Origin of the sequence: Flavobacterium circumlabens, assembly GCF_004345565.1 — a bacterium.
Taxonomy (GTDB): Bacteria; Bacteroidota; Bacteroidia; order Flavobacteriales; family Flavobacteriaceae; genus Flavobacterium; species Flavobacterium circumlabens.
Map to the genome: position 1 here is coordinate 321,739 of NZ_SLWA01000006.1, position 13,077 is coordinate 334,815.

General features: G+C 36.4%; 11 protein-coding genes. 8 read left to right on the plus strand and 3 right to left on the minus strand.

Features of this window, described 5'->3' with window-relative positions; all coding sequences use genetic code 11:
* Nucleotides 1–9: 9 nt before the first annotated feature.
* From EV142_RS16130 to pheT, 4 genes are all read left to right on the plus strand, one after another.
* Nucleotides 10–3,105, plus strand: a complete 3,096-nt coding sequence (locus EV142_RS16130) for an efflux RND transporter permease subunit (protein ID WP_132036874.1) — start codon at nucleotides 10–12, stop codon at nucleotides 3,103–3,105.
* Between the two features lie 61 nt (nucleotides 3,106–3,166).
* Nucleotides 3,167–4,477 carry a TolC family protein gene (locus EV142_RS16135; RefSeq protein ID WP_132036875.1) on the plus strand — a complete coding sequence of 437 codons (1,311 nt, stop codon included), beginning with the start codon at nucleotides 3,167–3,169 and terminating at the stop codon, nucleotides 4,475–4,477.
* Between the two features lie 28 nt (nucleotides 4,478–4,505).
* Nucleotides 4,506–5,369 carry a bestrophin family protein gene (locus EV142_RS16140; RefSeq protein WP_132036876.1) on the plus strand — a complete coding sequence of 288 codons (864 nt, stop codon included), beginning with the start codon at nucleotides 4,506–4,508 and terminating at the stop codon, nucleotides 5,367–5,369.
* Between the two features lie 148 nt (nucleotides 5,370–5,517).
* Nucleotides 5,518–7,938 (plus strand): phenylalanine--tRNA ligase subunit beta, encoded by a 2,421-nt coding sequence (pheT, locus tag EV142_RS16145; RefSeq protein WP_132036877.1) that lies wholly within the window; start codon nucleotides 5,518–5,520, stop codon nucleotides 7,936–7,938.
* A gap of 184 nt (nucleotides 7,939–8,122) precedes the next feature.
* Here the strand turns inward: pheT and EV142_RS16150 are convergent, their stop codons facing one another.
* Nucleotides 8,123–8,947, minus strand: coding sequence for an N-acetylmuramidase domain-containing protein (locus EV142_RS16150; RefSeq protein ID WP_132036878.1), 825 nt, complete (start codon nucleotides 8,945–8,947; stop codon nucleotides 8,123–8,125).
* Nucleotides 8,948–9,240: 293 nt separating this feature from the next.
* Here EV142_RS16150 and EV142_RS16155 point away from each other — a divergent pair, with 293 nt between their 5' ends.
* The 4 genes from EV142_RS16155 to EV142_RS16170 are packed head-to-tail and all read left to right on the plus strand — an operon-like array spanning nucleotide 9,241 to nucleotide 11,734.
* A complete protein-coding gene (locus tag EV142_RS16155) occupies nucleotides 9,241–9,681 on the plus strand; it encodes a hypothetical protein (RefSeq protein WP_132036879.1) in 441 nt (146 codons plus the stop codon).
* 7 nt (nucleotides 9,682–9,688) lie between these two features.
* The gene (locus EV142_RS16160) at nucleotides 9,689–10,336 is read left to right on the plus strand and encodes a hypothetical protein (protein WP_132036880.1); all 648 of its coding nucleotides are present in this window, start codon (nucleotides 9,689–9,691) and stop codon (nucleotides 10,334–10,336) included.
* Nucleotides 10,309–11,106, plus strand: coding sequence for a sensor histidine kinase (locus EV142_RS16165; RefSeq protein ID WP_132036881.1), 798 nt, complete (start codon nucleotides 10,309–10,311; stop codon nucleotides 11,104–11,106). Before EV142_RS16160 ends, EV142_RS16165 begins: the two co-directional genes overlap by 28 nt.
* Nucleotides 11,084–11,734, plus strand: a complete 651-nt coding sequence (locus EV142_RS16170) for a response regulator transcription factor (protein ID WP_132036882.1) — start codon at nucleotides 11,084–11,086, stop codon at nucleotides 11,732–11,734. The genes EV142_RS16165 and EV142_RS16170 overlap by 23 nt, the downstream gene beginning before the upstream one ends.
* Before the next feature lie 8 nt (nucleotides 11,735–11,742).
* Here EV142_RS16170 and EV142_RS16175 read toward each other — a convergent pair whose 3' ends face one another.
* Together EV142_RS16175 and EV142_RS16180 are read right to left on the minus strand one after the other, a co-directional pair.
* Nucleotides 11,743–12,507, minus strand: a complete 765-nt coding sequence (locus tag EV142_RS16175; protein ID WP_132036883.1) for a hypothetical protein — start codon at nucleotides 12,505–12,507, stop codon at nucleotides 11,743–11,745.
* Nucleotides 12,508–12,542: 35 nt separating this feature from the next.
* The gene (locus tag EV142_RS16180) at nucleotides 12,543–13,055 is read right to left on the minus strand and encodes an adenine phosphoribosyltransferase (RefSeq protein WP_132036884.1); all 513 of its coding nucleotides are present in this window, start codon (nucleotides 13,053–13,055) and stop codon (nucleotides 12,543–12,545) included.
* Between the last annotated feature and the right edge of the window lie 22 nt (nucleotides 13,056–13,077).

Consider the following 13,077-nt stretch of genomic DNA (forward strand, 5'->3'; position numbering starts at 1 on the left):
AAATCTCCTATGAGTTTATCCACCACAAGTATACGAAGACCCGTTTTAACCATTGTACTGAATCTTTTGATTATTTTGTTCGGTTTCATTGGGTATACCTTTTTAGGTGTTCGGGAATTCCCATCCATTGACCCTGCGCAGGTTTCGATAAGAACCAACTACACCGGAGCTAATGCCGATATTATTGAGTCACAAATTACCGAACCCTTAGAAAAAGCAGTAAATGCGATCGACGGAATCAGAAATATAACTTCGTCCAGTAATCAGGGAAGCAGCAGCATTACTATCGAATTTAATTTAGATAAAGATTTAGAAGAAGCTGCCAATGATGTCCGTGATAAAGTTTCACAGGCCGTTAGAAGTTTACCACAGGATATTGATGCGCCGCCCGTAGTTTCCAAAGCCGATGCTGATAGTGAATCTATTATTTCAATGACGGTTCAGAGTGATACGCGAAGCTCTTTAGAATTAAGTGATTATGCCGAAAATGTTATCTCACAACGATTAGAAACCATTCCGGGTGTAAGCGGTGTGCAAATTTGGGGACAAAAACGGTACGCCATGCGTTTATGGATTGACCCTGTAAAACTTGCAGCATACGGCTGTACGGTTGCAGAAGTCCGCGCGGCACTGAATGCGCAAAATGTCGAACTCCCTTCCGGAAAACTTACCGGAAACAATACCGAACTGACGGTAAAAACCATTGGAAACCTTTCCAAACCCGAAGAATTTAATAATATTATCATTCGTACAGACGGAGATAAAATCGTTCGTTTTAGTGATGTCGGCAGTGCTGAATTAGGACCTGAAAATATCGAAACGTCCTTAACATCTTCGGGACTTCCTATGATTGGTCTGGCTATTGTACCGATGCCCGGAGCGAATTATTTGGATATTTCGTCTGAATTTTATAAAAAATACGAAGCCTTAAAAAAGGATTTACCCAAAGATATCAAGCTTAATATCGCGCTTGACAATACACTTTTTGTTAAAAAATCGGTACTTGAAGTTGCCGAAACTCTCGGAATTTCAATTCTTTTAGTAATCATTATTATTTATCTGTTCTTCAGGGACTGGGCCATTGCCTTCAGACCTTTGATTGATATTCCCGTATCGCTAATTGCAACCTTTTTTGTCATGTGGCTTTTCGGGTTTTCCATCAATGTACTGACCCTTCTGGCTATTGTTTTGGCGACGGGACTGGTAGTAGATGATGGAATTGTGGTAACCGAAAATATATTTAAGAAAGTAGAAGAAGGAATGTCGCCAATTGAAGCGGCAATCAAAGGTTCCAACGAAATCTTTTATGCAGTAATTTCGATTTCAGTAACGTTAGCAGCCGTATTTTTACCGGTAATTTTCCTGGAAGGTTTCGTAGGCCGTCTGTTTCGGGAATTTGGTGTCGTCATTGGTGCTGCGGTATTAATTTCTGCCTTTGTATCCCTGACTTTAACGCCTATGCTGAATGCGTATTTAATGAAAGGCGGAGAACAGAAAAAATCGAAGTTTTATATCAAAACAGAGCCTTTTTTCGAGAAATTAAACAGCGGTTATGCAGATGCCTTAAATCGTTTTATGGCAAAAAAATGGATCAGTTTTCCGATTCTGATTGCCTGTTTCGGATTGATTTATTTGTTTTTTACGATACTGCCAAAAGAAACGGCTCCTTACGATGACCGTAGTTCGGTAACCATGCGTATGACTACTCCAGAAGGTTCTTCTTATGAATACACCAGCCGTTTTATGCAGGAAATATCAAAATTGGTGGATGACTCTATTCCGGAGAAAAAAGTGAGTTTAGTAATTACTGCGGGAGGTTCCGGAGGTTCAGCAACCAATTCCGGTTTTATCAGGCTTTCGTTAAAAGAACCGGACGAAAGAAAAACATCCCAAAAAGATATTGCCGACAAATTAACCAAGTGGACAAAAAAGTATCCGGATGCTAAAACCTCTGTCATTCAGCAGCCTACAATTGCGGTAAACAGACGTGGAGGTTTACCGATTCAATACATTATTCAGGCTCCTACTTTTGAAAAATTAAGAGAAAAAATTCCGCTTTTTATGGATGAAGTGGGTAAAAGCGATGTTTTCTCGGTTACCGATGTGAATTTGAAATTTAACAAGCCGGAAATCAACGTAAGCATCGATCGTGCAAAAGCTGAAAGTTTAGGGATCTCTATTATAGACATTGCCCAGACTTTACAGCTTTCGTTAAGCGGTCAGCGCTTTGGCTATTTCATTAAAAACGGAAAACAGTATCAGGTAATCGGGCAATTTGATCAAAAAGACCGCTCTAAACCGTTGGATTTAACTTCTATGTTTGTTAAAAATAAAAACGGAGAACTGATTCAGATGGATAACGTGGTGAATATAGAAGAACAAAGTAACCCGCCACAATTATATCACAACAACCGCTATATGTCTGCCACTGTTTCTGCAGGTTTGGCGCCGGGCAAAAGCATCAGTGATGGTATTGAAGCGATGAATCAGATTAAGGCTAAAGTGCTGGATGAAAGTTTTACAACGGATTTAAGTGGTGAATCACGGGATTTTGTTGAAAGTAGTTCGAATACCTCTTTCGCTTTCGGATTGGCTTTATTATTAATATTTTTAATTCTTGCCGCTCAGTTTGAGAGTTTTATAGACCCGTTTATTATTATCTTAACGGTACCGATGGCGGTTGCCGGAGCTTTATTCTCCTTATGGTTGTTCAATCAGACCTGGAATATTTTCAGCCAGATCGGAACGGTAATGCTTATCGGACTGGTGACGAAAAATGGTATTTTGATTGTTGAATTTGCCAATCAGTTAAGAGAACAGGGAAAACCAAAAATGGAAGCCATTCTGGAAGCTTCAGAAGCGCGTTTACGTCCGATTTTAATGACCAGTTTAGCTATTGCTTTAGGGGCGCTGCCGATTGCAATGTCGCTTGGAGCTGCTTCTACCAGCAGAATCGGAATGGGAGTTGTTATTGTCGGAGGAACTATTTTCTCTTTGGCCTTAACCCTTTTTGTAATTCCGGCTATTTACCTGATGTGGTCGAAAGCCCGAAAACATTATCCGGAATTTGACCATATTGAAGAATACGAAAAAGAAAGTAAATAATTTAGGAGTCTGGAATTCAATGAATTATAATGGATGAATTCCTGCCAAAAGAAAAACAAATATGAATACTAAAATTCTATTCAGCAGTATCTTTTTATGCTTCTTCTGCCTCGCAAAAATGCAGGCTCAGGAAGTCTTAACCATTGAAGATGCTATGAAAATCGCTTTGGAGAACAATTTTGAAATCAAGATTGCAAAAAACAATTCAAAGATAAGCGAGACTAACGTAACCATTGGAAACGCCGGAATGCTGCCTGTTGCAACCGCTTCGGTTACCGATAACAACAGCATTCAGAATTCGGATCAAACCCGTCAGGACGGAACTTCGACCTCGTTGGACAACGCCAAAAATAACAGTTTGAATTACGGCGTAAGTATCGGCTGGACTATTTTTGACGGAATGAAAATGTTCGCCAGACACGATCAGTTAAAAGAACTTCAAAAACTGGGTGATTCGGAGTTAAAAAGAACCATTTTATTTAAAATTGGTCAGGTTAATTCTGCCTATTATGATTTATTTCAGCAGCAACAGCAATTGGCTGCACTGGATACTACCATTGTAATTTCCAATCAAAGGCTTACGCTTGCAAAAAATCGTTTCACTATTGGTAAGGCATCCAAATTAGAAGTTTTAAATGCTCAGGTGGATTTAAATTCAGATCAGGTGGCTTTATTAAGACAAAAAGAATCGTATGCCAATGCCAAAATCCTATTGAACCAATATCTGGCGCGTGATCCGAAAATAGATTTTAAAGTAACAGATCAGGTAACGGTTGACAGCAAATTAGTTCTGGCTGATTTAATCAATTTGGCACAAAAGCAAAATCAGGCTTTGGAAACGCAGATCATCAACAAACGCGTTGCGGAATTGCAGCTGAAACAGGTTAAGGCAGATCGTTATCCAGTTGTGAGGCTGAGTTCAGGCTATAATTTTGCCGAAAGTGAATCGAGTCTGGGTTTTACCAGTGCTACCTCGTCAAGAGGTTTAAATTACGGTTTCAATGCTACCTTAAATATTTTTGACGGTTTCAATCAGCATCGAAATGAAAAGGTGGCAAAGCTTCAAATTGAGAATTCGCAAATCGCAATCGAACAGCAAAACATGATTTTAAATTCACAGTTAAGTATTGCTTTTCAAACCTATTTAACCAATTTGGAATTAATTGATTTAGAAGAGGATAATGAGGCCATTGCGAGACAAAATCTTCAAATTACCTTAGATAAATTTAAAATCGGAACCATAACAACTATCGATTTCAGGACTGCGCAGCTGAATTATGTGAATGCTAAAGTACGTTACAGCAATGCGCAATATGAGGCAAAATTATCTGAAATTGCCTTAAAAGAATTGGCGGGAAATATTAATTTTTAAGTTAATTTTGTTTTCAAAACAAAATTAAATGATCTCATACAATACTAAAGACTGGTTTTCTTTTATTTTTCATTTTCATAAATCCGATACGGTCAGACAACTTTTTCCGGTGATGCTTGCCATTGGAGTTTATGCTTCAGTAGTCGGTTATTTTGAAGTAATTTATTTAGGACTCGATGAAAATCATTACATCAAAAATATTCCGATGATGCACGGAATATTAGGTTTTGTAATTTCAATGTTATTAGTATTCAGAACCAATACCGCTTACGACCGCTGGTGGGAAGCAAGAAAGTTATGGGGAGCCTTAGTCAACAACAGCCGTAATTTTGCCATCAAGCTTTCCTGCATGTTGAAAGACGAAAATGATCGTAAATTTTTCAGGAAATTCATTCCCGCTTACGCTTCGGTTTTATACAAACATTTAAATAATTCTGAAACTGCCAAACAGCTTTTTGACGATGTAGATTTAGAACTGGATCATCATAAACACAAACCGAATCAGGTAAAACGAATGATGTCGCATAAAATCAATGATCTGTATGAGGCCAAAAAAATTACCGGCGATCAGCTTATTATTTTAAATGCCGAATTAGTTGCCTTTACCGATATTTGCGGGGCTTGCGAGCGTATCAAAAACACGCCTATTCCCTACTCCTACAGTGCTTTTATCAAAAAATTTATCTTTTTTTACATTATGACCCTGCCTTTTGGTTATTCGTTGAGTTTAGGATATTATGTGGCTCCGGTAGTCGTTTTTATCTTTTATGTATTAGCCAGTTTAGAATTAATTGCGGAAGAAATTGAAGATCCGTTTGGCGATGATGAAAACGATTTGCCAATAAAAAAAATATCAGAAAACATTAAAAAACACGTAGAAGAATTAATTTAGTGAATTGCCCTGTTAAAAGAACAAATTACTCATTATTACAGACTTCTGTACAAAAATAGAAACAGTTAGAAAAAAGCAAATAAATTGTTTCTTTCTACAATACGCAATCCTTATATTTGTATCCTTATTCAAGAACAAAAAAGTTAACATGAAAATATCTTACAACTGGTTAAAACAATTCATTAAAACAGACTGGACATCTGAACAAACTTCGGAATTACTGACAGATTTAGGTCTGGAAGTAGAAGTTGTTGAGAAATATGAATCAGTAAAAGGCGGTTTAGAAGGAGTTGTTGTAGGACACGTACTGACTTGTGAAAAACACCCTGATGCCGACAGATTAAATATTACAACCGTTAATATCGGACAGGAAACTCCTATACAAATTGTTTGTGGTGCTGCCAATGTTGCTGCAGGCCAAAAAGTACCGGTTGCCACTATCGGAACGGTTTTGTACGATAAAGATGGCGGGGAATTTACCATTAAAAAAGGAAAAATTCGCGGACAGGAAAGTCACGGAATGATTTGCGCAGAAGACGAATTAGGTCTGGGTACAAGCCATGACGGAATTATGATATTAGACGAAAACTTAGCACCCGGAACTCCGGCTTCAAAAGTGTTTGATATTGTAAGTGATGAAGTTTTCGAAATTGGATTAACGCCTAATCGCGCCGATGCCATGAGTCACTATGGTACTGCACGTGATCTTAGAGCCGGAATGCTGCAGCGTGGTGTAAACATCGAATTAATTACGCCATCGGTAAGTAATTTCAGAGTAGAGATGCGTACCTTAAAAATTGATGTTACGGTAGAAGAGCCTATTTTAGCCCCAAGATACTGCGGTCTGACCATTTCAGGAATTTCTGTTGAAGAATCTCCTGCATGGTTACAGGATCGTTTGAAAGCGATCGGTCTGACTCCAAAAAATAATATCGTTGACGTTACGAATTATGTGTTACATGAATTAGGACAACCTTTGCACGCTTTCGACGCTGCAAAAATCAACGGGAAAATAATTGTAAAAACAGTACCGGAAGGTACCAAATTTACCACTCTTGACGATGTTGAGAGAACATTGCATGCAGAGGATCTAATGATTTGCGACGAAAAAGGACCTCTTTGTATTGCAGGTGTTTTTGGCGGGAAAAAATCTGGAGTTTCAGAAGGAACTACTTCCATTTTCTTAGAAAGTGCCTATTTTGATGCGGTCAGCGTTCGTAAAACGGCCAAAAGACATCAGTTAAATACAGATGCTTCTTTTAGATTCGAAAGAGGAATTGATCCTACTATTACGGAATATGCCTTAAAGCGTGCCGCACTTTTAATTCAGGAAGTGGCCGGCGGAAAAATCACTTCTGATGTAGTAGAAATTTATCCTAAAAAAGTAGAAGATTTTTCTGTTCTGTTAAACTTTAGCCATGTTTCTAAAATCATCGGACAGGAAATTCCAAAAGATACCATTAAAAAGATATTGGTTTCCTTAGACATCAAAGTAAACAGTGTTTCCGAATCGGGTCTTGGATTAACAATTCCGGCTTACCGTGTTGATGTACAGCGTGAAATTGATGTAATTGAAGAAATTTTAAGAGTTTACGGTTACAACAACATTGAATTCTCTAAAAAGTTTAATGCAACTGTTGCCAACTCTCCAAGAACTGAAGATTATAAAGTACAAAATATCATCGCCTCTCAATTAAACTCACAGGGTTTTCATGAAATGATGGCGAATTCCTTAACAACAGCTGCTTATGCAAAATTATCAACGGTTTTAAAAGAAGAGCATAATGTTACGATGCTAAACCCGTTAAGCGGTGATTTGGCAACAATGCGTCAGTCTTTGTTATTCTCTGCTTTAGAAGCAGTTTCATACAACATCAACAGAAGAAATTCTGACCTGAAATTATTTGAATTTGGAAAAACATACCATAAATACCTGAATGGTTTCGAAGAGCACAAACATTTGACCTTATCTGTTTCAGGAGACAGAAACAAAGAAAGCTGGACCAATCCGCAAAAACCAAGTGATTTCTTTTTACTGAAAGGATATGTAAAAGCTATTTTGTCCCGTTTAGGAATTGATAAAGTATCTAACGCTCCCGTGCAATCTGATATTTTCTCTGAGGGAACGTCAATTTCCTATAATAATGATACTTTGGTGGAAATGGGCGTTGTTAAAAAATCAATCCTGAAACATTTCGGAATCAAACAAGATGTTTATTTTGCTGATTTTAACTGGGATCTGATTCTAAAAATTATCTCGGGAAAAATTAAATACAGCGAAATCCCTAAATACCCGGAAGTCCGCAGAGATTTAGCTTTGTTGATTGATCAGAAAACGACTTACGAAAGTATTTACAATCTGGCGAAACAAACAGAAAAAACGCTTTTAAAAGATGTAAACCTGTTTGATGTATATGAAGGTAAAAACCTTCCGGAAGGTAAAAAATCATACGCTTTGAGTTTTACTATCCAGGATAATACAAAAACCCTAACCGATGCTCAAATCGATAAAATCATGTCGAAACTGCAACATACTTTTGAGAGTGAACTTGGAGCTAGTTTGAGGTAAAAAGTTAGTTGTGAGTTATGAGTTATGAGTTATGAGTTATGAGTTATGAGTTATGAGTTATGAGTTATAAACCCGACAGGTTTTTAAAACCTGTCGGGTTTAATTATTTATTGTCTTGTGAGATGTGAAAAATTGTGACATGGGAATTCAAACCTGTGACTGAAAACTGCGACTGAAAACTCTTTCACGACGAAAATTTCAAATAAGCATTTTTCAGCTTCTCATCATATCGATTGGTCTTATAACCTTCACCATTATATTTCAGTGCAAATTCTGCCCAATTTTTATTTCTTAAAACAGTAATCAGCTTCTTTTTTTCGAGGAATAATCCAAATGCTTTTAGGTGCTCTCCTTCATTGAGGTCCATTTTCTGCACAAATTCGTCTATATTCTGATATCCGATAGAAACTGCATTGAAACCCATAATCTGAAAAAGTCCCCACGAAGCTGCACAATTGGCGGCATCAGTAAAACTTTTGTCCGGATTTAAATGAATTGATTTTTCCAACCGTACATATTCAGCAGCGCCGCCCACATAATATTTTCTGGTAAACTTCCTAAAAAGGATATTTTCCGTATTTGCATTTACATAATTTTCGCAATGAATACCTCTCTGTTCAAGCTCTCTCCAGAAAACATGACCTTCAAACAAAATTTTTGGTCTTCCGTCTAAAAGAAAACCTTTACCGTTGCTTTCCACCAAATTTACGGCCTTCACGATCGCCAGTTCAATAGTATGATGATTCGAAAAATCAATCAGGTTTTGTTCTGAGAGCAATTTAGGATTGGATAAAAAACCGGCTGCACTTTTCTCCATAAGAGCAGACCAGGTCTTTAGCCCTACAATACCATCCACTACCAAATTGTTTTTTAGTTGGAAATCCTGAACAGCTTTATCGGTTGCAACTCCGAAATAGTCAGAAACAACAACGCTGTAATTTAGTTTTGCAAGTAATTCATTTAAATAATATACTTCGCTTGATTTTACTCCGGATTTTAAAGTTTTCATTGCTTTTTAATTTTAGTATCGTTAGTTGTGGTATCCTTTAAAGGTTCACATTTTGTCAGATATATTTTTAAAGTTTAGTGTCGCTTATTTATCGACAAAAATGAACGATATAAAATTAAATTTTTATAAATTATTATAAAACAGTACTTTGACTCCTTTTTTTCAATAATTTTACTTACTAAAAAAGGGTGAATTTACCCTTGTACACTTTTATCTTTTAAAATAATTTTGTCAGGAACATTTTCAAAACCACAAATAAATTTTAACTAATTATTTTTAAACTAAAAAAAATCATGAAAAACCTTTCCGAAAAACCAAGTCAGTTGATTACAAAAGAATTCGCCAAAGAGCTGAATTTGAATTACACTCATAAAAGAGGAAAACTAATTCACAAGTCAACCAAAAAAGAAGATGCAAATGCCATTTGGTATTCACTGGAAGCTTTAGAAAGCTACATTAATTATATTAAGACCCATGGAGCCGATACGGGATATGAAGTGGACGGCATCCGATTTTATTTTGGCGTATACCCGGATGATGAAAAGCATGGCGAAAAAGCAGGTTTAACCACTTTATTTTTGGCTGCAACAGGAAAAAAGACATTATCAGCAGAAGAAAATGCAAATCAGATACAAAGTTTTGTAATGGCAAAAGAAGATTCTTCTGCTGATATCGAAAGCCTTGACCCAATGAATTATGGCAACATAGGAAGACCTCCTAGCATTATATACTAAACAAATTATGTTTGAATTTTTAAGATCGTATATCATCTATCTCGCGATATTATCAGGAAGCATCGGATTGATTTCCCTGCATAAACTTCCCGGTAATAAAGCTAAGTTTTTAGTACTTTTAATCTGGTTTTCAGCATTAACTGAAGTTGTTGGCTATTTTTTTACACAATGGACGGGCTTGTTAAATTATTATGTGTATAATTTTTATATGTTCGTTAGTTTTTCCGCCTATATATTACTCCTTCGAAGTCTTCTCCAGAAACAAACCAACAGAATTTCGGCTGTACTGTTTTTAATGTTATTTATCATTTCCTTTTTTCTGAATATTTTATATTACAAAAAAGACATAAATCACTCTTTTACATACAGTTTCGCCGTTGGCGTTATAGTGGTTATGATGCTTTCTTGTCTGTATCTGGTCGAGATTTTCAATTCAAACAAGATCTTAAATTTTAAAAAATCGGTGTTTTTCTGGTATATCTTAGGTATACTTGTTTTTCACGTTCCCGTTCTGCCATTTATGCTCGCCATAAAATGGTTCCTAATTAAACAGGATGAATCTGTATTCAGTCTGGTCCTGTTTATTTTAAATTTTTTAGCACATAGTTGTTATATAATCGGATTTGTATGGAGCGAAAAGAAATACAATTATTAGTCATTTCGTTAGGTATTGTTTTTTTTACTTTACTGATGACGCTGCTTGTCATTTTTTTTTATTTTTTGAAGAAAAAGAACCATTATCTGGTCGAAAAAATGGAATCTGAAATGTACTTTCAGTCCGAGTTAGTAAAGACCAGAATAGAAATAAAAGATCAGACCCTTTCTGAAATAAGCAAAGAACTGCATGACAATATTGGCCAGATTGTTTCGGTAGGTATAATGCAGCTTAATATGTACATACAGGACGATAAATCTATTCAGACCAGAGAGCTTACCGATCTTAAAAATGTTTTAGCAAAATCACTAGACGAAATCAGGATTTTATCCCGAATTATAAATAAGGATAATCTACTTCAAACCAATTTTATAGAAGCCATAAAACAAGATCTGGAACGCGTAAAAAAGCTAAAACACATTCAATACAATTATAATTTTAAAGGAAGAATACCAAAGATTAACGAAGGTCATGATTTGTTTATTTACCGCATTTTCCAGGAGGCCCTGCACAATAGTCTGAAACATTCACACAGCGATTTATATGAGGTGAATATTACGACAAATGCAAAACTTTTCCAGTTGAAAATGAAAGATTTTGGAATTGGTTACGATACTAAAAAAATCAATTCGGGTATCGGATTAAGCAACATGAAACTGAGAGCTAAACTAATTGGCGCCACGCTAATTATAGAATCAAACCCATCCGGAACAAGTTTACTATTAGAATATCCATTAACCCCATCAGATGAAACCAATAGCCAGGAATAAAATTATTATTGTTGATGATCACTTGCTATTCTCACAGTCCTTACAGCTTTTGATCAATAGTTTTAAAGAATTTGAAGTGATAAACCGTTTTGAAAACGGTAAAGTTTTTATAACCTACCTTCAGGAAAATACCGATTCAGACGTCGATTTAATTTTACTAGATGTCAATATGCCCGTTATGGACGGTGTTGAGACAATGAAATGGATTAAGGAAAACAGGCCTTTCCTCAAAGTGATTGCGCTGTCTGTCAATGATGATGAAGAAATCATTATCAAGATGATCGCCAATGGTGCCAAAGGTTATCTGCTGAAAGACACTTCGCCGGAAATATTTAAGGAAGCCATGTCCTGTGTGATTGAAAAAGGTTTTTATTTTACCGAACTGGTTTCGGGAATGCTGGTCAAAAAAGCGAATGACGATTCTAAAAAAATCAATTTAAAAGAAAAAGAAATTGTTTTTATACGACATGCCTGCAGCGAAAAAACATACAAGGAAATCGCCTCTGAAATGTGCCTCAGCCCCAAAACGATTGACGGCTACAGGGAGTGTTTATTTGATAAACTCGAAATTAAAACCCGGATCGGTTTGGTTTTATATGCCATCAAACACAAAATTGTCCTGGTGTAAAGCAATCATTACTTAAATTCAATCAGTTTGTCATTCGGTAAATCATACTCGTATAGTTTTCTGGTTTCGCTGTCTAAATAAAGCCATTGAATGATGCTGGTGTGATTTTCGAATTCGTTTGCAATTCCCAAAACGGTATATGCACGTCCGTCTTTTTGGCGGTCTTCTATCGAAAAAACAAATTCGGTATCCGTATTCTGAAGGTGTGCCTTTACAAGCTCTTTTTTCGAATTTGCCAAATAATATTCTACCAGCGTGTAAAGATAATCTTTAAAGTCTTTTGAATATTCTTCCTTTTCTGTCCAGGAATACTTAAGCGGTTTATTGTATTTTTTCCTAAACAAACTAACGCTTCCGTCCTTTACTTTTTCAGCATTAATCAGCCATTCGGTAAAATCAAGTTTTTCCCCCTCACCTGCTATATAAGTAGAATCCATTTTCCAGGTAATTTTTAAAATGTCGCCTCGCAGGAATTGATCAGCCCCCTCAAAATTAGTTTGCAGTGCCACTACCTCTGAACCTTTCTTTATCGTAAATAAAGTATAATCACCATTCGCATCATAGCCCACATATTCTACTTCATCAGAGTATTGTTCTCCTTTATTCAGTCTTTCATCAGGTCTGATGGCGCTAAAAACATTGACTTCTTCAGGAGTCACGTCAATTTCTTTAGAAGGAATCCCGGAACTGTCATTTGATTCTTTTGGAACTGAAACTTTTTTATCCGTACACGAAAATAATAACAGAAGTGATGCTAAAAGAAAATATCTCATTGTGGCGTTTAGTTAAGCGGTTTTGAAAAGTAAAGTTAATAAGTTATGGCGGCAAAAATCGGATGACCTTCAATTTTATTTCTTCCGTTCAGAAAAGAAAGCTCCATCAGAAAATTAAACTGAATGATTTCTCCGCCAAGTTTCTCAACCAATTCGCCAAGGGCTTTTGCGGTCCCTCCGGTGGCCAAAACATCATCGTGGATCAAAACCCGGTCTCCTTTTTGAATCGCGTCTGTATGAATCTCCAGCGTATCGGTACCATATTCTAAATCGTAAGAAGCCGAAATCGTACTATACGGCAGTTTTTTAGGTTTACGAACCGGGACAAAGCCCGCATTTAATTCCTGAGCCAGTAACATTCCGAAGAAAAAACCCCGGCTTTCCGCTCCTACTACCTTATCAATAGGCTGACCATTTAAAGACGTAACTAAAATCGACAGGCATTCTTTCCTCGCAATGGGGTCATTTAATAACGAAGTAATGTCTTTAAACAAAATTCCTTCTTTAGGAAAGTCCTGAATATCACGTATATAATTTTCAATCTTCATTTTTTTTTATTTTTATGTTATT